This is a genomic window from Stutzerimonas chloritidismutans (assembly GCF_038562055.1).
In the GTDB taxonomy this organism is placed as follows: domain Bacteria; phylum Pseudomonadota; class Gammaproteobacteria; order Pseudomonadales; family Pseudomonadaceae; genus Stutzerimonas; species Stutzerimonas chloritidismutans_A.
The window spans coordinates 89,192-110,573 of sequence record NZ_JBCFXD010000006.1; the positions used below are offsets into that span (position 1 = coordinate 89,192).

Sequence of the window (21,382 nt, forward strand, 5' to 3'; positions counted from 1 at the left end):
GCGCGACGGCTGATCACATCCTTTTCATATTTTGTACTGCCCTGCCTGCAAGGAGCTGTTGATGCCACTGCGTCTGCCGTTTTCTCTGGTTCGCCTGTCCTTGGGCGCCGCACTTGTAGGTGTGGCCCTCAGCGGCTGCCAGGCCTATCTGGACAGTCGCTATAGCGACAGCTTGCCGCCTGCCAGCGGCGTCCAGGCGATTACCGGTTTGGACAAGAGTGTGAGCATCCGTCGCAATACGCTGGGAATGCCGTTGATCGAAACGGCGAACTTTCACGACGCGCTGTTCGGGTTGGGTTATGTACATGCCACCGACCGCCTGAGTCAGATGGTCAGCATGCGGCTTATGGCCGAAGGGCGCTTGGCTGAAATGGCCGGCCCCGGCGTGCTTGAAGTGGACCGTTTCATGCGTGCCGTGAATCTTCGGCAGAGCGCTGCGGCGCTGTTTCGGGATAGCTCGCCTCGGATGAAGCGCTTCTTCGAGGTGTACGCCAGGGGCGTTAACGCCTACCTGTTCCGCCATCGCGACAAGTTGCCGATGGATCTGGCCGCTACAGGCTATACGCCCGAATACTGGAAGGCTGAAGATTCGGCGCTGGTGTTCTGCCTGTTGAACTTCGGGCTGGCGGTCAATCTTCAGGAAGAAATCGCATCGCTGGTCATGGCGCAGAAAGTAGGTGCCGATAAGGTCGCCTGGCTGCTGCCCACCTATCCGGGTGAGCCTTTGCCTTTTGAGGAGGCCGAGAAGCTCAAAGGGTTGAAGTTGAGCGGCGATATTGCTGGGCTTGCAGCACTTGATAGCGCTGCTGCCCAGGTGGCCTCGCTCAACATGCTGGGCGTTGCCGCTTCGAATAACTGGGCGGTTTCCGGCAGCAACACGCGCAGCGGCAAACCGATCCTGGCCAACGACACGCACCTGCCACTGTCAATGCCGTCGTACTGGAACTTCGTACAGATTCGCTCGCCGAAATTTCAGGCTGCGGGTGTGACGATTGCCGGCGTGCCGGCGGTGGTCGCTGGCTTCAACGGGAAGCTGGGTTGGGGCATGACCATGGTCATGGGCGATACCCAGGATCTGTTTCTCGAGCAGGTGCGTCGCGAAGGCGGCCGCTTGCTCTATCTGGCCGATGGCAAGTGGGTGCCGGCTCGCGAGCGCAATGAAACCTTTTTTATCAAGGGCGCACGCCCAGTCCGCGAAACAATTTACGAAACACGCAATGGGCCGCTGCTCAACAGTGCTCTGGGCGAGCGCAAGCATCCCTTGCAACCACTGCAGTTGAGCAGCGGCTACGGGCTCGCACTGAAGACCAACCAGTTCGAAGCGGATAAAACGCTGGACGCATTCTTCGACCTGACCCGTGCCCAATCGGTTGATCAGGCGTTCGAGGCCACTCGTGACATCCGTGCTGTGGCGCTGAACATCGTGTTTGCCGACCAGCAAAGTACCGGCTGGCAGGTCACCGGGCGCTACCCCAACCGTCGAGAGGGGCTCGGCCTGGTTCCGTCGCCCGGTTGGGAAGGGCGATATGACTGGGATGGTTACGCCGATCCCATGCTTCACCCCTATGATCAGGATCCGGTACAAGGCTGGCTGGGGACCGCCAACCACCGCACCGTGCCCAAGGGTTACGGCATGCAGCTTTCCAATTCCTGGTACTACCCGGAGCGCGCTGAGCGTATGGCCGAGCTGCTTGCTCAAGGCAAGCAGGACACTCGCAGCGTGATCGCGATGCAATACGACCAGAGCACGACTTTTGCTGCCAAGCTGCAGACGATGTTGCAGGCGCCTGGAATGTCAGAGCCGCTGAAGGCCGCCATTGACGCGCTTGCCGAGCCTGATAGGCGCAGGGCGCGTGAGGCGCTTTCGACCATTCTGCGCTTCGATGGCAAACTCGCCGCTGGCTCTGCGGACGCGGCGTTGTATGAAGCGTTTCTGATGGAGGCGGCGCGTCAAATCTTTCTCGACGAGCTCGGGCCAGAGAGCAGTGCCGCATGGAAGGCACTGGTCGAGGCTGCCAATGCCTCCTATTCGGCGCAGGCGGATCATCTGCTAGCCCGCGATGACAGTCCTTTCTGGGACAACATCGGCACCCCGGGTAAGGAAGACAAGCCTGCAATTCTGGCGCGCTCGCTTGCCGCTTCGGTCGTTCGCATGGAAGCTGCCCTAGGTACTGACCGAAATGCCTGGCAATGGGGGCGGCTGCATACCTACACCTGGGAGACCGGCACTACGCAACTGGCGCCCTACATGTCGACCAGCCAGCGCGCCGGCATCAACGCCATCAGCTCTTATCTGGATCGGGGCCCGGTGGCGGCTGGTGGTGATCACAGCACGTTGAACGTGTCGGCCTACCGCTGGGGCGATAATTTTGATACCTGGCTGATTCCGGCAATGCGGATCATTGTCGACTTCGGTCGTGACGAGCCCATGATCGGCCTCAACAGTACGGGTCAATCCGGTAACCCGGCCAGCCCCCACTACGCAGACGGCATCGAGGCCTGGTTGAAGGGCGGCTATATGAGCTTCCCGTTCAAATCCGAGAATCTGGAGAAGGTCTACGGCACCCAGCGGCTGCTGCTCACGCCGTCGCCTAAGTAATGTAAAGGCCCGTGGACGATGTGGCGTCGCTGCGGGTCAGCTGTTTCTACGCCAATCGAAATCCATCTGCCGGGCGGTGGCTTCGGCCAGCTCTCGGCCAGCGATTCGCTCGACCAGATGCAGGCTCATGTCGATGCCGGCAGAGATGCCGGCCGAGGTCACGTAGCGGCCGGTATCAACCCAGCGGCAGCCTTCGACCACTTTGAGCAGCGGGAACATCGTTTTCAGCTCACCGATGTCTTCCCAGTGCGTGGTCACCTTGTGCGCGTACAGCACGTTGGCTTTCGCCAGCAGGAAGGCGCCGGAGCACACCGACGCGGTGAGTCCGGCCTGCGCGGCGGCTTTCTCGATCCACCGCACCACCTCGGGGTTCTCCAGCTCGCTCGTAACCACGCCGCCCGGAATGATCAGCAGATCGATGGGCGGATGGTTGGCAAAGTTGTAGTTGGGTTGCACCACCAGCCCAGCCCTGGCGCGAACCAGGCCCTTGCGTGCAGCGATGGTCGAGGTCGAGAAAGGCGGTGGCTGACCGTCGCGCAACGCCAATCGCGTCGCGGTGCTGAACACCTCGTAGGGCCCGGTAAAGTCGAGCACCTCGACGTCGGGATAAATGTAGATACCGACGAATGTGGGCATGACGGTCACCTGTCGTGTGCGCCGGGCTGGAGAGGCAACTGCTGGAGCCGCTACGCAGGGCGTTTCTGAGCGGTTTTGCGCGTTCAGCTCAGCCTAGCTGGCTGCTCGTGTCACTTCCAATACAGTTATGCTCGACTGATCGGGGTAATGCCAGCGAACTTCAACGTCCCAGAGGCGGGTACCGTAACGGCGTTCCGGAGCCGGGGTCTGGTAGGCCGGCCTCGGGTCTTGCGCCAGGCATTGCTCGATCAGGGCTTGCAGAGGTTCGCCCAGCCTTGCCGCTTCGCCCTGCGCTTGCTGCAGGCTGGATTCGGTCCAGTGCACGGCGATAAGGTGGGGCGCGTCCTCGGCCAGGCCGTTACGGGCATCGCTGACCACGTCTGCGTAGGGGACATAAGGTTTTATGTCCAGTACGGGCGTTCCATCGAGCAGATCGATCCCGGATAGATGAAGGCGTCCTGGCTCGATTCGGTCGAGCTTTACCACCGACTGCCCGATGCCGTTGGGCCGGTGTGTCGCACGTGTTGCGAAAACGCCAACCATCCGATTGCCGCCCAGGCGTGGCGGGCGCACCCGTAGCCGGGGCTCGGCCTCCAACGCCTGATGAAAAAGAAACAGTAGCCAGACATGGCTCACCTGTTCCAGCCCCCCCAGCGCGTGGGGCTGGTCGAAGGGTGCGACCAGCTCTAGCACGCCGCGAGCGGCCGGTGCCAGCTGCGGCTGGCGCGGAATCGTGAATTTCTCTTTGAAACAGGAGTGCACGAAGCCGATTGGGGAAACGGAGTAGGACATGCTGACCATCCAGGCGCGGAGCCTGCCATCTTACTCGTTGCGGTAACGGCTCGCGCCATGCACCCGGACTTCAACATCGATCTAATCCGCGCTAGCCCCCGCAGATGCGTTGTTTAGGAGTCGAACTTCCCTCGCGCGGAGGCGGCCGACACATGCAGCGTTCGGAAAATTCGTGTAGGATGCGCGCCCTTTTTCGAACATAGGCTAGGTTTGTTTTACGGCTCTACGCTTTACCCCTTCAAGCGCCGTGCTCGCCAGAGCTGTACGGCGGTTTTTGGCACGTCGCCCCTGACGTCGCCCGCATAAGGCAGCAGCAGTGCAGCCGCTTTGGCAGTCGCGAAACGTGGCAGCCGCATTCGTCGCTTCGCGATGTCCTAAAAGCCAGAACAAGTTCCGGAGATAGAACTGATGAACGAGGCTGAGCTCTCACCCAATCACACCGACTCGACACGGGATCGCATCAACCCGGTCGTCTTCTACAGTTCGGCGGTTGCCATCGTACTGTTTGCGATCTGGACGATGTTCTTCACGGAGCCTTCCCTGGCGGTCATCAATACCGTCCTGGGATGGATCTCGAACACCTTTGGCTGGTTCTACTTCCTGGCCGTGCTGGTGTACTTGCTGTTCGTAATCGTCATTGCGACCTCGCGTTACGGCAAGATCAGGCTCGGGCCTGACCATTCGAAACCGGAATTCAATGTCGTGACCTGGGCGGCGATGTTGTTCTCCGCCGGTATCGGCATCGACTTGCTGTTCTTCTGTATCGCTGAGCCCATCACCCAATATCTGGAGCCGCCGGTAGGCGTAGGCGGCACCGCGCAGGCGGCCCGGCACGCCATGGAGCTGACCTTCCTGCACTGGGGGCTGTCTGGCTGGGGCGTCTACACCCTGGTGGGCATGTCGCTGGCCTATTTCAGCTTTCGCCAAGGGCTTCCGCTTTCGATCCGCTCGTCGCTGTACCCCATCTTTGGCAAAGGCATTTACGGGGCCATCGGGCACACCGTCGACACAGCCGCGGTGCTTGGCACCGTGTTCGGTATCGCCACAAGTCTGGGCATTGGCATCATTCAGCTCAATTTCGGCCTCAACTACATTTTCGGTGTGCCTGAAAGCACACTGACCCAATCGGTGCTGGTCGTGTTGATCGTGGTGTTCTCCGCGATATCGGCAGCGACCGGGGTGGAGCGAGGCATCCGTCGGCTCTCCGAATTCAACATGCTCCTCGCAGTGCTGCTGCTGCTGTTCGTGTTGTTCGCAGGCAAGACTACCTTCCTGCTGAACGCGCTGGTGATGAACATTGGCGACTACTTTTCCAATTTCATCAGCCTGTCGTTCGACACCTACGCCTACGACCAGCCGACCGACTGGCTGAACGCCTGGACGGTATTCTTCTGGGCCTGGTGGATCGCGTGGGGGCCGTTCGTAGGGCTGTTCCTGGCGCGCATCTCGCGAGGCCGCACCATCCGTGAATTCGTGATTGGTACGTTGCTGCTGCCGCTGGCCTTCATGATGGCGTGGATGTCGATCATGGGTAACAGCGCCATCGACCTGGTCATGAACGGAGCCGTCGAGTTCGGCGCGCAGGCTGTCAGCAATCCTGGCTCCTCGATCTACCTGTTTCTGCAGAGCTTGCCCTCGGCTGGCCTGACGACCTCGGTCGCCACCGTTCTCGCGATTGTGTTCTTTGTGACCTCAGGCGACTCGGGCTCGTTGGTGCTATCCAACTTCACCTCGATTCTCAGGGACGCAAACAGCGATGCGCCGGTCTGGATGCGCATACTCTGGGCCGCGATTATCGGCGTGCTGACTCTGGCGCTGCTGATTGCCGGCGGGCTGAGCGCACTGCAAGGGACCGTGGTGATCATGGGGCTACCGTTCTCCATTGTGCTTCTGTTCATGATGGTCGGCCTGTTCAAAGCGCTGCACGTTGAAGGCGTGATGGCGGACAGTTATCAGAAGAGCCTCTCCGGCCAGCTGTCCGGCCGCGCGACGCTTGAGCATGCCCACATGAACTGGAGTCAGCGGCTCTCGCGGGCGATGAGTTTCCCGAGCCAGTCGCAAATTCGCCGCTACCTCAAGGAGACATGTCGTCCGGCCATGGAAGAAATCCAGAAGGCGCTGGGCGAAAAGGGCGTGCCGGTGGAGATCATCGAAGGCGAGACCGGCAACGAGCACCTGATCCTCAACGTGAATCTGGGCAGCGAAATGGACTTCACCTATCAGATCTGGCCCGTTCGCAGCTCCATGCCCTCTTTTGCGGTGCGCACCTCCAGCAGCAGTGCGCACTATTACCGGCTTGAAGTGCACCTGCGGCAGGGCAGCCTGGGTTATGACCTGATGGGCTATTCGAAGCGTCAGCTGATCGAAGACATCCTTGATCACTATGAACACCATATGCAGTTCCTGCATCTGCAGCGCGAGAAGGGCAGCCTGGCGGACGGCTCGTCCGAGCCCGGTACCGCAAGCGCCACGTGACTGCGACCACGACGGACCTACAGGTTCGTCGTGGTACCTGAAACGTGGCAATGGCCTATCCGGTCATTGCCACCTGGACATTCGAAGAGGTAAATCATGGCCCGTTATCCACGGCAACAACTCTATATCGATGGCGCTTACGTCGAGGCCAGCGGTGGAGACGTCTTCGAGAGCGTCAACCCGGCCAACGGCGAGGTTCTCGCCGAAGTGGCACAGGCATCGAGTGCTGACCTGGAACGAGCGGTTGTCAGCGCAGAGAAAGGCCAGAAGATCTGGGCCGCACTGACCGGCATGGAGCGCTCTCGGGTGCTGCGCAAGGCGGTCGACCTTCTGCGTGAGCGCAACGATGAGCTGGCGTTGCTGGAAACCCTCGACACCGGCAAGCCACTGATGGAGACCCGCAGCGTCGATATCGTCACAGGCGCCGATGTGCTCGAGTACTACGCAGGCCTGGCGCCGGCCATCGAGGGCGAACAGATCCCGCTGCGCGACACCAGCTTCGTCTATACCCGCCGTGAGCCGCTGGGTGTGGTAGCAGGCATCGGCGCCTGGAACTACCCGATCCAGATCGCCCTGTGGAAGGCCGCTCCGGCACTGGCCGCGGGCAACGCGATGATCTTCAAACCGAGCGAAGTCACCTCGCTGAGCGCGTTGAAGCTCGCCGAAATCTTCACCGAAGCTGGCTTGCCAGCGGGTGTGTTCAATGTACTGACCGGCACGGGTGCGGAGATCGGTGCGTTGATCACTGAGCATCCGCGTATCGCCAAGGTGTCCTTTACCGGCGGCGTTGCAACGGGCAAGAAAGTCATGGCCAGTGCGGCCAGCTCATCGCTCAAGGATGTCACCATGGAACTGGGCGGCAAGTCGCCGTTGATCGTCTGTGACGATGCCGATCTGGATCGCGCCGCCGATATTGCCGTCATGGCCAATTTCTTCAGCTCCGGTCAGGTCTGCACCAACGGCACCCGCGTTTTCGTGCCGCGCGCGCTGTTGAGCGAGTTCGAAGCGAAGCTGCTCGAGCGGGTCAAGCGCATCCGCATGGGCGACCCGCAGGACGAGCAAACCACGTTCGGCCCCATGGTCAGCTTTGCCCACATGCAAAACGTGCTCGGCTATATAGCCAAGGGCAAATCGCAAGGTGCGCGCCTGCTCTGTGGTGGTGAACGCGCCACCAACGGCGATTTCGGCCGTGGCGCCTACATCGAGCCGACCATCTTCAGTGACTGCACCGACGACATGATCATCGCGCGCGAAGAGATTTTCGGTCCGGTGCTGAGCCTGCTGGCCTACGACGATGAAGACGAGGCCGTGCGGCGCGCCAACGACAGCGACTACGGTCTGGCTGCGGGTGTGGTCACGCGCGATCTGGCACGCGCCCACCGCATCATCCATCAGATGGAAGCCGGGATCTGCTGGATCAACACCTGGGGCGAGTCAGCCGCGCAGATGCCCGTCGGCGGTTACAAGCAGTCCGGGATCGGCCGCGAAAACGGTATCTCCTCTCTGGCGCATTACACGCGGTTGAAGTCGGTACAGGTTGAACTGGGCGACTTCGCGTCGGTTTTCTAAGCGAGCAGGCCGAGGCGAGCGCAGGACAGCGCTCGCCAACGCGACAGGAGGACTCATGGAATACGACTACATCATCATTGGTGCCGGCTCTGCCGGGAATACCCTGGCTGCACGGCTGACCGAGGACGAGGGTATCAGCGTCCTGCTGCTGGAGGCGGGCGGGCCCGACTACCGCCTCGACTTCCGCACTCAGATGCCGGCTGCACTCGCTTATCCGCTGCAAGGCACGCGCTACAACTGGGCCTACAAGACCGATCCTGAGCCCCACATGAACAATCGCCGCATGGACTGTGGGCGCGGCAAGGGATTGGGCGGGTCATCGCTGATCAACGGCATGTGCTACATCCGTGGCAATGCCCTGGATTACGACAACTGGGCGACCATGCCGGGTCTGGAAGACTGGTCCTATCTGAACTGCCTGCCGTACTTCCGCAAGGCTGAAACCCGCGACATCGGCGCCAACGATTATCACGGCGGCGACGGCCCGGTCAGCGTCACAACGCCCAAGCCCGGCAACAACGTCCTGTTCCAGGCGATGGTCGAGGCGGGCGTGCAGGCTGGCTATCCGAAGACCGAGGACCTCAACGGTTACCAGCAGGAAGGCTTCGGTCCCATGGATCGCACTGTCACGCCCAATGGCCGTCGCGCCAGCACGGCGCGTGGTTACCTTGACCAAGCCAAGGACCGCCCGAACCTGACCATCGTCACCCATGCCGTCACCGACCGTGTGCTCTTCGAGAACAAGCGCGCTGTAGGTGTGAAGTACCTGCCTGGCCGCGAACAAGCCACCGTCGCTCAGGCTCGTCGTGAAGTGTTGCTGTGCGGCGGGGCCATTGCTTCACCTCAAGTGCTGCAGCGATCCGGCGTTGGTCCGGCGTCGTTGCTCAAGGGGCTCGGTATCGAGGTGGTTCACGACTTGCCTGGCGTCGGCCAGAATCTGCAGGATCACCTGGAAATGTACCTGCAGTACGAGTGCAAGCAGCCGGTTTCGCTGTATCCCGCCCTCAAATGGTGGAACCAGCCGGCCATTGGCGCCGAGTGGCTTTTTCTCGGCTCTGGCATCGGTGCCAGCAACCAGTTCGAAGCCGGAGGCTTCATTCGCAGTCGCGAGGCGTTCGAGTGGCCGAACATCCAGTTCCACTTCTTGCCGGTGGCGGTCAGCTACAACGGCAGTAATGCCCACGACGGCCATAGCTTTCAGGCCCATGTGGGTTCGATGCGCTCACCGAGTCGCGGACGGATCCAGATTCGTTCGACCGATCCCCATGTCGATCCAAGCATCCTCTTCAACTACATGGCTCATGATCAGGACTGGCAGGAGTTTCGCGACGGCATCCGGCTGACGCGCGAGATCATCAACCAGCCGGCGCTCGACCCCTTCCGTGGCAAGGAACTCAGCCCGGGTGCGGAGGCCCAGAGTGATGCGGATCTGGACGCTTTCGTCCGCGAGCATGCCGAGACCGCCTATCACCCGTCCTGTTCCTGCAAGATGGGCACGGACGAGATGGCGGTGGTCGACGGTCAGGGTCGTGTCCACGGCGTGGAAGGCCTGCGCGTGGTGGATGCGTCAATCATGCCGCAGATCATCACCGGCAACCTCAACGCCACCACCATCATGATCGCCGAGAAGATCGCCGACCGGATTCGTGGACGTGACCCGTTGCCGCGCAGCACGGCCGCCTATTACGTGGCCAATGGGGCGCCGGTTCGCAAAGCGCCTTTGCGGGGCTGAGCATCGTCGGTGTCGATACGGGCTGGCGGGCCCGTGGTGTGCCCGCCAGTTTCGTTTCTAAGCTATCAAGCGGCGATGCTGAACGGGATGCTCGCGTCTCTATGTCCATCGGCGCCGAGGTGTTTAGCCCGCTGCGGCTGAGCTTTCACGCCGATAGGCATAGGTCTCGGCAAAACGTGAAAGCATGTAATCGCTGCAGGTCGTGTTCGGATACTTCGGCGGATTGTCCTGACTCTGGCAACCGGGCAAGCAACTGATAATAGTGTCAGGGTTCGGCTCGGCGAAGAACGGCATGGAGTAGCGATCAACGCCCAGTGGGCTGATCACCCGATGCGGAGTGGACTTGTACCGGTCGTTGCTCCAGCGCGCCATCATGTCGCCGATGTTGACCACGAAGGTGCCTTCGATTGGCGGCGCATCGATCCATTCTCCGCGTACGTTCTGCACCTGCAGGCCGCCAGCCTGATCCTGGTAGAGCAGGGTGATACAGCCGTAGTCGGTATGGGCACCGGCCCCTTGTTGCTCCGGTGCCGTTGCGGTCTGGCGTGGGGGATAGTGAATCATGCGGAACACGCTGATCGGCTCGACAAAGCGCTCATCGAAAAAGCCCGACTCGACGCCAAGCGCATTAGCCACGGCCCGCAGGAGGGTGCAAGCCAGCGCATGCATGTCTCGATAGTGCTGCTCGAACAGCGCTTCCCAGCCTTCCAGGTCGGGATGGCGATTCGGGCCGCGTAGCGGCTTGCCTGCCAGGGCCTCCGGATGATCGCCCGGCATGTGGAAACCCATGTCGAAGGTCTCTTTAAGATCGCTGGGCTTGCCGGGATCGAGTTGCTCGGTCGCAATCGCTCCGTAGCCGCGGTGGTGTCCGCTTTTGGTGATGTCGATCTGCAGCTTCTGCTCGACCGGCAAACCGAAGAACTGTTCGGCTGCATCTTTCAACTGGCCGATCCGCTCGGCGCTGATCGGGTGATTGCGGATATAGAAAAAGCCCCAGTCACGGCAGGCCGTGTCGATCTGTCGGGCGACCTCGTGCCAGCCGTCTTCGTCCGCGGCATAGAGCGGCGCAATGTCGATAATGGGGAGTGGTGTGTGCATGGGTGACTCCAGGAATGATCGCTGCGGTCTTCTCGTACCTGCAGCCGTGTAGGGCTCAGCCCTATGCCAGCGGTTCTCCAGGAGGAGGGACGGCATGGCAAATTCCAGGTGCCGCGCCTGGAATGGCGCGGCTGGCGCGGTGGCCGATGATGTTACTTCGGCAGCTCAGCGCTGATACCGTTTACGTAATAATCCATCGATGCCAGGTCACCGTTAGTGGCGGTGGCGCCTTCAGCGATGCGCACAGTGCCGGACTGATCCTTGATCGGGCCGGTGAAGGGATGGAACGCCCCGCTGCGGATGCTGGCGATGATCTGTTCTGCTTCGGTTTTTACCTCAGCTGGCACCAGGTCGCTGATCGGCAGGCTGATGGTTTCTTCTGCCAGCCCGCCCCAGAAGTCCTGTGGCTTCCAGCTACCGTCGATGACCGCTTTCGCCGATTTACTGTAATGCGGACCCCAATCGTTGACGATAGACGTCAGCACTGCCTTCGGGCCGAAGTGGGCCATGTCCGAGGCGTAACCGACCGAATAGACACCTCGGCGCTCGGCGGCCTGGATTGGGGCCGGGCTGTCAGTATGCTGGAAGACCACATCCACACCCTGGTCGATCAGCGCGTTGGCGGCGTCGGCTTCCTTGCCCGGATCGAACCAGGAGTTCACCCACACCACCTTGATTTCGGTGCCGGGGTTGTACTTGTCCAGCGCCAGCTGGATAGCGTTGATGTCGCGGATCACTTCAGGAATCGGGAAGGAGGCGATATAGCCGACCTTCTTGCTCTTGGTCATCTTTGCCGCGAGGAAGCCGCCAACGTAACGGCCTTCATAAGAGCGTGACAGGTAAGTGCCGAGGTTCTTGGCCTGTTTGTAACCAGTGGCGTGCTCGAAGGTCACTTTCGGGAATTGTTTGGCGACCTTGAGTGTCGGGTTCATGTAGCCGAAGGAGGTGGTGAAGATCAGGTCATAGCCACCCTTGGCCATGTTGCGGATCACCCGCTCGGCGTCGGCTCCCTCGGCCACGTTTTCCACGAAGGTGGTCTCGACCTGCTCGCCAAGCTCCTTTTCCAGATGCTGGCGGCCCATCTCGTGCTGGTAGGTCCAGCCATGGTCGCCGATCGGGCCGACGTACACGAAACCGACCTTCAGCGGATCGGCCGCGATCGCTGCCCCGGCGGCCAATGCGGTGGTAAAGCCGATGGCGGCGGCGAGGCCGCGCAGCAAGGTGTTCCGTGATTTCTTATGCATAGAGATGACGCTCCTGTGTGTGCTGACGAGAGCCGTAGCGGCTGCCACTCCAATTGCAAAAAGCTGACCAGATGGACAGATCGGCGAAACGGCGGGCGCTAGAGGAGAGTGCGCAGCAGGCGGCGGGTCAGGCAGGAGCGCAAGTGGTGCGTCGGTGGAGTGCGGTGCCCCAGGTCAGTGCGCTGGGGCAGGGCTCAAGCGACGCCGAGCCCGCGGCCAGGCGTGCCGGTGCAGGGGGCAGCGTCGTGTCTGCCCGCCTCACCAGGGCAGCGGATCTCCCTGATAGTCCAGATACCGATGGCCGCCACTGCCCAGCGCCTTGGTGACCTGCTCGACCATGCCGCGTGCACTGGTCTCTACGTCCAGTGGCGCCTGCTCGCCGCCCATGTCGGTCTTTACCCAACCGGGGTGCATCGAGAGCACAGTCAGCCCGGTCTCGCCCAACTCCGCCACGAAAGTGCGGGTCATGTGATTGAGCGCGGCCTTGCTCGCACCGTAGAGCGACATACCCATGCCTGGGCCGGTTTCGACGCTGCCCAGGATCGAGCTCATGAACACCACGACGCCTTGTTTGTCATCCACCAGTGACAGCAGATGTTCGGCCAGGCGCAGCGGGGCGACGGCATTGGTGAAGAACAGCTGACCGACTTCCGCTTCGCTCGCTTGGGTGGCCGGCTTGTTTTGCGGACCGGCGACGCCGGCGTTGACGAACAGAGCGTCCAGCTGTGTGCCCGCCAGCCGCCTGGCTAATGCCTCGACGCTTGCGGCATCGGTCATGTCCAGCGTTTCCACACGCACCCGAGGAATCTGGCTGAGCGCGTCGGCCTGTTGCGAGTTGCGAACCGTGGCAATCACCTGCCAGCCCTCGTTGGAAAATTGCTTGGCCAGTCCAAGGCCCAGACCCCGGGAGGCGCCAATCACGAGTACAGTTTTTTGCATGAGAGATCCTTGAGGTGGAAGGGAGGCAAGCATAGCGCGGCGCAACGACATCGGCGCGTGCGGGACGGTTGCGACACTCGACCGCGGCCTCTGTGTTGCAACGCGTGTCCCCGCGATAGCTATGTTGATCTTTATTCGGCTCTCATGAGACCACTGCATTGCCGCATTCGGCACCGCGAATCAACCCCAAGGGGGATCCAATGCCCGAACAGCAAATCCAATCGCGCCGCTGGCATGCCTGCGAGGCTGACGAGACGTTGCGTGAGCTTGAGTCTTCGGCTGCCGGGCTCAGCCGCCAAAGCGTAGAGGAACGGCTCGCTCGACACGGAGCGAACCGTCTCGAAGAAGCCAAACCTGCAAGTGTGCTGCAACGGCTGCTGCGCCATCTGAACAACGTGCTGCTCTATGTATTGATTGCGGCCGCAGTGGTGACCGGTTTGATGGGGCACTGGGTCGATACCTTCGTGATCCTGGTTGTAGTCGTGCTCAACGTCGCCATCGGTTTCGTGCAGGAAGGCAAGGCGGAAAAGGCGCTTCAGGCGATCCGTCACCTGCTGGCACCACATGCGGTGGTGCTGCGCGAGGGGCGTCAACAGGACGTCGATGCCGCCGAGCTGGTCCCCGGCGATGTAGTACTGCTGGCCTCGGGCGACAGCCTGCCGGCAGACGTGCGGTTGCTGCAGGCCCGTAACCTGCGCATCGACGAAGCGGCGCTCACCGGCGAGTCCGTTCCGGTGGACAAACAGGTCGAGGCGGTGGCTGATGACGCCTCCATTGGTGATCGTCTCTGCATGGGGTACGCCGGCACGCTGGTGACCCAAGGGCAGGCCCGCGCGGTGGTTGTCGCCACCGGCGCGGCGACAGAGATCGGTCGCATCGGTCGCATGCTGGAGTCCGTCGAGCAGGGCACTACGCCGCTGCTGCGCAAGATGGAGGAATTCGGCCGCATCCAAACACTGGTGATTCTCGCCACCAGCGCGCTGCTGTTCCTGTTCGGGACGCTGGTACGTGGCATGGGCACCGGTGAAATGTTCATTGCGGCGGTGGGGCTCGCAGTGGCAGCCATACCGGAAGGGCTGCCGGCAATCATGACCATCACCCTCGCCATCGGCGTACAACGGATGGCGACACGCAGTGCGGTAATCCGCAGACTACCCGCCGTGGAAACCCTGGGTTCGGTGACGGTGATCTGCTCCGACAAGACCGGCACGCTCACGCGTAACGAGATGACGGTGCAGGAGGTGATCTGCGCCGGCCAGTCGCTGGAAGTCGAAGGTGCCGGTTATGCGCCTCAAGGTGCGCTTTCGGTTGACGGCGCGGCAATCGAACCCGCCGCATTGCTGGCGCGTTCTCCGGCGCTCAGTGCGCTGATGCACGCGGCTGCCTTGTGCAACGACGCCAGTCTGCACGAGAACGAGCAGCAGTGGACCCTGGCCGGTGACCCCACCGAGGGTGCTTTGCTCACGCTGGCGATGAAGGCAGGACTGTCGCCGACCAATCTGCACGTCGATCGGCCAAGGCTGGATGTGATCCCCTTCGAGTCCGAGCATCGCTTCATGGCGACGCTGCACGCGACGGACGATGGGAGCGAGGTGCTGGTCAAGGGGGCTCCTGAACGCATTCTGGCCATGTGTGCCAACCAGATGATGGTCGATGGCGAGGAGCGGCCCCTGGAACTGGAGCTGTGGCACGAGAAAGTCGAGGCGCAGGCGCAAGCCGGTCGCCGCGTTCTGGCGCTCGCTCGGCGCCGACTGCCCGGCAACAAGGACATGCTCGAACATGCCGATGTCGCCAGCGCGCTCACCCTGCTGGGGCTGGTTGCCATTATCGACCCGCCCCGCGAGGAGGCGATACGCGCCGTCGCGCAGTGCCGCGCTGCCGGCATCCGGGTGGTGATGATTACCGGTGACCACGGCGTGACGGCCAGCGCCATCGCAAGGCAGCTCGGTATGGGTGACCGGATCCAGGCGATCACCGGGCCGCAGCTGGAGCACATGGATGAAGCCACTATGCGCCGCGCGGTGGCCGAGGCCCGCGTGTTCGCGCGCGCCAGCCCGGAACACAAGCTGAGACTTGTGCGTGCACTACAGGCCAACGGCGACGTGGTCGCGATGACCGGCGATGGCGTCAACGATGCGCCAGCGCTGAAGCAGGCGGATGTCGGTGTGGCCATGGGCATGAAGGGCACCGAGGCGGCCAAGCAAGCCGGTGCGATCGTGCTGGCGGACGACAACTTCGCTTCGATTGCGCATGCCGTGGAGGAAGGCCGAACGGTTTACGACAACCTGCGTAAGACCGTAACGTTCCTGCTGCCGATCAACGGCGGCGAGTCGCTGTCGCTGCTGCTGGCGGTGCTGCTCGGTATCGCGCTTCCGATTACGCCGGTACAGGTCCTGTGGGTCAACATGGTCAGCTCGGTGGCACTGGCGATGGTGCTGGCGTTCGAGCCGACCGAGGCGGACGTGATGCAGCGTCCGCCGCGACGTCCGGACGAACCGATGCTGTCGCGGTTCGTCATCTGGCGAATCTTCTTCGTGTCCGCACTATTCCTGGCGGGTATCTTCGGCATGTACCAATGGATGCTTTCCCAGGGCGCAACGGTCGAGGCGGCGCGTACCGTGGCGGTCAATACCCTGGTCTGCATGGAAGTCTTCTATCTGTTCAGCGTGCGTTACCTGAAGGCGCCTTCGTTCACTCGGGAAGGCGTGAAAGGTACGCCGCGGGTGCTGGTTGCGGTATTTGGCGTGTTCGCCCTGCAACTGCTGTTCACTTACGCGCCCTTCATGCAGTCGCTGTTCGAGTCCGAGGCGTTATCGCTGTTCACGGGGCTGGTGGTGGTGCTGGCCGGGCTCGCGGTTCTGGTCATCCTGGAGATTGAAAAGGCTTTACTGCGGCGCCTGGGCCTCGGTCTGTAAGAGCTGCGGGTCGATCGAGTGAGATGGCAAGGGCGTGCGGATGGAAGCAGGGCCTGTAGGCCCCGCTTTCAAGGGCGGTCAATGACCCGCTTTCCAGGGTTGTCCCAGCGATACCGGCGCGTACAGACGGGTGCGGATGGCGTCACGCGACAGCAGCACCAGCACGATGATGGTCGCCACATAAGGCAGCATCGCCAACAGGTTGCCAGGTATCGACAAACCGATCCCCTGCGCGACCAGATGCAGGATGCTGGCAAGGCCGAACAGATAAGCGCCGAGCAGCACGCGACCCACCCGCCAGCTGGCAAAGACCACCAGCGCCAGGGCGATCCAGCCACGGCCTGCGGTCATGTTTTCCGCCCACATCGGTGTGTAGGCGAGCGACAGATAGCCGCCCGCCAGCCCAGCCATGGCACCGCCGAATAGCACGGCCAGCGCACGTACCCGCAGCACCGGCAGGCCCATGGCGCTGGCGGCATCGGGGTTCTCGCCAACCGCCTGGATGATCAGCCCGATGCGGCTTTTCAACAGCACCCAGGCGACCAGCGCGAACAGCGCAAATGACAGATAGACCAGCAAGTCCTGGGCAAACAGCATGCGCCCGATCAACGGGATGTCGCTGAGCAGTGGAATGGCGATCGGCTCGAAACCGGCCAGTGGTTTACCGACCCAACCGGCACCAATGAATGATGACAAGCCGACGCCGAAGATAGTCAGCGCCAGTCCGGTGGCCACCTGATTGGCATTGAAGCCCAGCGCCACCAGTGCGAACAGCTGCGAGAGCAGCATGCCGCCCAGGCAAGCAAACACCACGCCGAGCCAGAGATTGCCGGTGGCGAAAGCGGTGATGAACCCTGCCACTGCGCCGAACAGCATCATGCCTTCCTGACCGAGATTGAGGACGCCGGACTTTTCACAGACCAGTTCGCCGAGCGCCACCAGCAGCAGCGGCGTGCCGGTCCGGATCATGGCGTAGAAGATATTGGTGAGTAGATCGATATCCATCAAATCAAGCCTCGGGCTGCAAGCGGCAAATCATCGGAAGAGGGGGGCGGGAGGATCATGCGGTAGGCTCCGCCTTGAGTAATGTGGGTTGCGCCTTGCGGCTCCAGCCCTTGAGCCGCGGGCGATAGAGAATCAGCACATCGCACGCCAGCAGAAAAAACAGCACCATGCCCTGAAACAGCTGAGTGATCGATTGGGGCAGGTTGGCGGCCATCTGGGCGTTCTCTCCGCCGAGATAAAGCAGCGCCATCAACAGGCTGGCAAAGACGATCCCGATGGGATTGAGTCGACCGAGAAAGGCCACGGTGATCGCCGCGTAGCCGTAGCCTGGTGATACCTGTGGCACCAGTTGGCCAATTGGGCCGACGACTTCCGATACACCGGCCAGACCGGCCAGGCCGCCACTGATCAGTAGCGCGATCCAGATCAGCCGCTTCTCGCGGAAGCCGACGAAGCCGGCAGCGCGCTTGTCGAGTCCCAGCACCTTGATCTGAAAACCCAGAAAGCTCTTCTGCAACAGCACCCACACCACCACCAGTGCCAGCAATGCGAAGTAGAAGCCGCCGTGCACGCGCAGGTCCTCGAACAGCTGCGGCAGCCGCGTGGCGTCGCCGAACATGGCCGACTCGGGAAAGTTGAAACCCTCCGGATCTTTGAGCGGGCCGTGCACGGCGAATAGCAGCAAATTCAGCGCGATGTAGTTGAGCATGATGCTGGTGAGGATCTCGTTGGCGTTGAATTGCGTGCGCAGCCAGGCACAGAGTCCCGCCCAAGCGGCACCGCCGAGGGTCCCTACGAGCAGGCTGAGCACCAGCGCCCAGCGCGAATCCCATTCGATGACATGCACGGCCACCGCGCTGCCTGCCAACGCACCAATCAGCAGCTGGCCTTCCGCGCCGATGTTCCAGATCCGCGCGTTGTAAACCACGGCCAGGCCCAGGGCACAGAGCAGGATCGGCAGCGCCTTGACCAACAGTTCGGAAACGCCGTACAGGTCGCTGGCCGGGTCGATCAGCAGCACACGCAAGGTTTCCAGCGGCGGATGACCGAGTGACGCAAACAACAGAGCGCCGCTGATCAAAGTCAGCAGCGCAGCCAGCAAGGGCGAAAGCCAGAGCATCGGGCGCGATTCGTACCCGCGGGGTTCGAGGGATAACAACATGATGGAATTCTCAGGCGGCTGTGGTCGTGGGGTGGTCGAACTGTCCCGCCATCCAGCGACCGACGTCCGTGGCGCTGGTGGCAGCGGTAGGCTGCAGCGGTGACAAGCGGCCGTGGCTCAGCGCGCCGATGCGGTCGCTGATCTGGAACAGCTCTTCGAGGTCTTCCGAGATCACCAGAATGGCGGCGCCCGCATCGCGCAGCTCAATCAACGCACGGTGAATCGCTGCGGCGGCGCCGACATCCACGCCCCAGGTCGGATGCGCAGCGATCAGCAGTTTTGGTTGCTGGAGGATTTCGCGACCGAGGATGAATTTCTGCAGATTGCCGCCCGAGAGGCTGCGCGCTGGGGTGTGGGTGCCCGGTGTCTTCACCGCAAACGTCTCGATGATGCGCCGGGCGAACGCCTCGACTCGGCTGTGCCGAATCAATCCGCTCTGCACCATTCCGTCCTGTTGAAAAGCGGTCAGCAACCCGTTGTCAGCCAGGCTCATCTCCGGCACCGCCCCATGGCCGAGGCGCTCGGCTGGGACAAAGGTCATCCCCTGGCGACGACGGGCGTCCGGCGCCAGGTGCGCTACAGGGGAATCGAGAAAGCGGATGTGCGCGCCTTGGTTTCGCGCCAGACGCTGTTCCCCGCTGAGCAGTGCGAGCAACTCGTCCTGGCCGTTGCCGGCGACACCGGCGATACCGACGATTTCTCCTGCACGGACCTCAAGCATGATCTGTTCAAGTGACACGCCGAACGGATCGGCGTTGTGCCAGGACAGCGACGCGACCTGTAAAAAAGGCGCACCGCCCGTGGCTTTCGGATACTCCGCTTCAAGCCCCTCGGCGTCGCCGACCATCAGCCGTGCGAGGTCCAGATCGCTGCATTCGGCGGGTATGCAGTCACCGGACACACGCCCGCCGCGCAGCACTGTCGCGGCCTCGCATAGCGCTCGCACTTCGTTCAGTTTGTGGCTGATGAACAGAACGCTGCAGCCTTCCGCCGCCAGCCGGCGCAACACGGCAAACAGGTCGTCGGCTTCCTGTGGCGTGAGTACGGAGGTCGGTTCGTCGAGAATCAGCAGTTTGATGTCCTGCATCAGGCAGCGAACGATCTCCACCCGCTGTCGCTCGCCGATGGAGAGGCTATGAACCAGGCGATGAGGTTCCAGCGGCATGCCATAACGCTGGGATACATCACGGATCTTCGATTCCAGCTGTTTGGGCGTGCCGGCGGCGGCACCGAGTGCCAGCGCCACGTTCTCGGCGACGCTCAGGGTTTCGAACAGCGAGAAGTGCTGAAAGACCATGCCGATGCCCCGCTCGCGGGCCTGCGCCGGGTCGCGCATGACGACCGGCTGGCCTTCCCAGCGGATCTCCCCGGCATCGGGTTGCGTGACGCCGTAGATGATCTTCATCAGTGTGCTTTTGCCGGCCCCGTTCTCGCCGAGCAGCGCGTGTATTTCACCGGCATTGATGGTGAGATCGATGCGGTCATTGGCCAGGCAGCCTGGATATTGCTTGGTGATGCCGTTCAGCTGCAGGCGCGGTTGGGAGGTATCGGGCATGGGAACATCCACTGGAAGTCATGACCGAGTGAATAGCAAAAAGCTGGCCAGGCAGTCAGGATTCCGCAGCGAAGCGAACAACAGGGCGGCTGACTGTCGGCACACGACAATAGCGGGCCTTATCCGTGCTTCGAATTGGTGCCAAGAAGGGTATTGCAGCCTCTGGGTGCACCGGGGTGGGGCGGGCGATGAAGGCGCTTATTAAAATCCAGGCTTAGACCGGCTTGCATTGGGAAACGTCGAGGTCCGCGAGCCGAGCAGCCCGATGCGGGCTGCCGGTAAGTAGAACCATGATGGTGTCGCTAGTAGGGGCTAGCAGTTGGGCGGACCACCAGTTCGCTTACATCCACATCGGCTGGTTGCTCGACGGCATAGGCTATGGCGCGTGCGATGGCTTCGGCTGGAATGGCAATGCGACGGAAATCGTTCATGGCCGCCCGTGCACCCTCATCGGAAATGCTCTGGGCCAGTTCCGATTCGGTGACACCGGGTGAAACCAAAGTGACGCGAATGTCCCCGCGGACCTCCTGACGCAACCCTTCGGAAATGGCACGAACCGCGTACTTGGTCGCGCAGTAGACCGCTGCAGTGGGGCTGACTGCGTACGCGCCGATGGATGCGATGTTGATGAACTGGCCTGAGCGCTGACGCTGCATCAGCGGTAGCGCGGCGGCAATGCCATGCAGCACGCCGCGGATATTCACGTCGATCATTCGGTCCCACTCATCGACTTTCAGGGCATCAAGGCGTGATAGCGGCATCACCCCGGCATTGTTGATGATCACGTCGACACGGCCAAAGCGCTGTTCGGCGAAATCGACGAAGGCCTGGGTGTCCTCGCGGCTGGTGACATCCAGCGCACGAAAGGCTGCGCTGCCACCTGCTTCGGTGATGGTGGCGGCAAGCTGTTCGAGCCGCTCCAGGCGGCGTGCGCCCAGTACGACCGTGGCGCCTTTGGCGGCCAGTAGACGCGCCGTGGCTTCGCCGATGCCACTGCTGGCGCCAGTGATGAGTACGATTTTTCCGTTGTTGTTCGACATGTGCAGCACCTCCGCTCGGTCATTCGAATCCACGCCTATGCGCCGTGATTGAATGCTAGGCAGAGGGCCGCACCTGGCGTTATGTCGATCCTGCCGAGGGCTTGCCTGATCCTGGCGCTGCGCAGCTCACCAGATACCGTCGTGCAAGGCTGCCGCTTCGTCTTCGAGCAATGGGCCAATCACTTCGACCTTGCGCTGGCCGGCTTCGAAGACCACGCGACAGGGCAGATCCAGCGTGGGATTTTCCGGATGGTTGCCGGTGATGGTCTTCAGGCGGCGCTCGGACAGGCCGTACACCACGCGCCCCAAGCCCACCCAGTACGCGGCACCGGCGCACATCGCGCAGGGTTCGGCAGAGGTGTACATGGTGCAGCGCGAGAGGAATTCCGGCGTATAGCGGGTCGAAGCGCGGGTCATCAGTACACGCTCGGCGTGGCCGGTCATGTCATGGTCCGGCATGTAGGCGTTGCCCTGTTCGAGCAGGGTCTCGCCATCCGGGCCGACCAGAATGGCGCCGAAGGGGTGCGTACCCTCGGCCAGCGCGCGGCGCGCCACGTCGAAGCTTTTACGCAGCAAGGCAGTGTCGTCTAAGGGCATGGCGAGATGTCCATTGAGAGGTTA

At 62.1% G+C, this 21,382-nt stretch carries 15 protein-coding genes; 5 read left to right on the top strand and 10 right to left on the bottom strand.

Translation table 11 applies throughout. From position 1 onward, the window contains the following. The first annotated feature begins 61 nt into the window (after positions 1 to 61). Positions 62 to 2,599, top strand: a complete 2,538-nt coding sequence (locus AAGW23_RS11250) for a penicillin acylase family protein (protein ID WP_342406576.1) — start codon at positions 62 to 64, stop codon at positions 2,597 to 2,599. Positions 2,600 to 2,635: 36 nt separating this feature from the next. Here AAGW23_RS11250 and AAGW23_RS11255 read toward each other — a convergent pair whose 3' ends face one another. After that, a complete protein-coding gene (locus tag AAGW23_RS11255) occupies positions 2,636 to 3,235 on the bottom strand; it encodes a DJ-1/PfpI family protein (protein ID WP_342406577.1) in 600 nt (199 codons plus the stop codon). A gap of 93 nt (positions 3,236 to 3,328) precedes the next feature. Beyond that, a complete protein-coding gene (gene tsaA / locus AAGW23_RS11260) occupies positions 3,329 to 4,027 on the bottom strand; it encodes a tRNA (N6-threonylcarbamoyladenosine(37)-N6)-methyltransferase TrmO (RefSeq protein WP_342406578.1) in 699 nt (232 codons plus the stop codon). A gap of 408 nt (positions 4,028 to 4,435) precedes the next feature. Between tsaA and betT the strand changes: the two genes are divergently transcribed. From betT to betA, 3 genes are all read left to right on the top strand, one after another. Then, positions 4,436 to 6,502: a choline BCCT transporter BetT gene (gene betT, locus AAGW23_RS11265; RefSeq protein WP_342406579.1), complete on the top strand. Its 2,067-nt coding sequence runs from the start codon at positions 4,436 to 4,438 to the stop codon at positions 6,500 to 6,502. Positions 6,503 to 6,598: 96 nt separating this feature from the next. Beyond that, complete coding sequence (gene betB, locus AAGW23_RS11270; RefSeq protein WP_342406580.1) at positions 6,599 to 8,071, top strand: betaine-aldehyde dehydrogenase; 1,473 nt, start codon at positions 6,599 to 6,601, stop codon at positions 8,069 to 8,071. A gap of 55 nt (positions 8,072 to 8,126) precedes the next feature. Next, entirely contained in the window at positions 8,127 to 9,803 is a 1,677-nt protein-coding gene (gene betA / locus AAGW23_RS11275; protein WP_342406581.1) for a choline dehydrogenase, read from the top strand. 123 nt (positions 9,804 to 9,926) lie between these two features. Here the strand turns inward: betA and AAGW23_RS11280 are convergent, their stop codons facing one another. From AAGW23_RS11280 to AAGW23_RS11290, 3 genes are all read right to left on the bottom strand, one after another. After that, positions 9,927 to 10,901 (bottom strand): 2-oxoglutarate and iron-dependent oxygenase domain-containing protein, encoded by a 975-nt coding sequence (locus AAGW23_RS11280; RefSeq protein WP_342406582.1) that lies wholly within the window; start codon positions 10,899 to 10,901, stop codon positions 9,927 to 9,929. A 152-nt stretch (positions 10,902 to 11,053) separates the two neighbouring features. Further along, positions 11,054 to 12,145: a BMP family ABC transporter substrate-binding protein gene (locus tag AAGW23_RS11285; RefSeq protein WP_342406583.1), complete on the bottom strand. Its 1,092-nt coding sequence runs from the start codon at positions 12,143 to 12,145 to the stop codon at positions 11,054 to 11,056. A gap of 258 nt (positions 12,146 to 12,403) precedes the next feature. After that, positions 12,404 to 13,084, bottom strand: coding sequence for an SDR family oxidoreductase (locus tag AAGW23_RS11290; protein ID WP_342406584.1), 681 nt, complete (start codon positions 13,082 to 13,084; stop codon positions 12,404 to 12,406). Positions 13,085 to 13,284: 200 nt separating this feature from the next. Between AAGW23_RS11290 and AAGW23_RS11295 the strand changes: the two genes are divergently transcribed. Next, positions 13,285 to 15,999 (top strand): cation-transporting P-type ATPase, encoded by a 2,715-nt coding sequence (locus AAGW23_RS11295; protein WP_342406585.1) that lies wholly within the window; start codon positions 13,285 to 13,287, stop codon positions 15,997 to 15,999. A gap of 78 nt (positions 16,000 to 16,077) precedes the next feature. Here the strand turns inward: AAGW23_RS11295 and AAGW23_RS11300 are convergent, their stop codons facing one another. The 5 genes from AAGW23_RS11300 to AAGW23_RS11320 form a co-directional block, all read right to left on the bottom strand. Beyond that, positions 16,078 to 17,004 (bottom strand): ABC transporter permease, encoded by a 927-nt coding sequence (locus tag AAGW23_RS11300; protein ID WP_342406586.1) that lies wholly within the window; start codon positions 17,002 to 17,004, stop codon positions 16,078 to 16,080. Positions 17,005 to 17,059: 55 nt separating this feature from the next. After that, positions 17,060 to 18,166, bottom strand: coding sequence for an ABC transporter permease (locus tag AAGW23_RS11305; protein WP_342406587.1), 1,107 nt, complete (start codon positions 18,164 to 18,166; stop codon positions 17,060 to 17,062). A 10-nt stretch (positions 18,167 to 18,176) separates the two neighbouring features. Then, entirely contained in the window at positions 18,177 to 19,721 is a 1,545-nt protein-coding gene (locus tag AAGW23_RS11310) for an ABC transporter ATP-binding protein (protein WP_342406588.1), read from the bottom strand. Positions 19,722 to 20,023: 302 nt separating this feature from the next. Next, on the bottom strand, positions 20,024 to 20,761 hold the full coding sequence (locus tag AAGW23_RS11315; RefSeq protein ID WP_342406589.1) for an SDR family oxidoreductase: 738 nt from the start codon (positions 20,759 to 20,761) through the stop codon (positions 20,024 to 20,026). A 126-nt stretch (positions 20,762 to 20,887) separates the two neighbouring features. Next, positions 20,888 to 21,358, bottom strand: coding sequence for a nucleoside deaminase (locus tag AAGW23_RS11320; protein WP_342406590.1), 471 nt, complete (start codon positions 21,356 to 21,358; stop codon positions 20,888 to 20,890). Positions 21,359 to 21,382 lie beyond the last annotated feature (24 nt).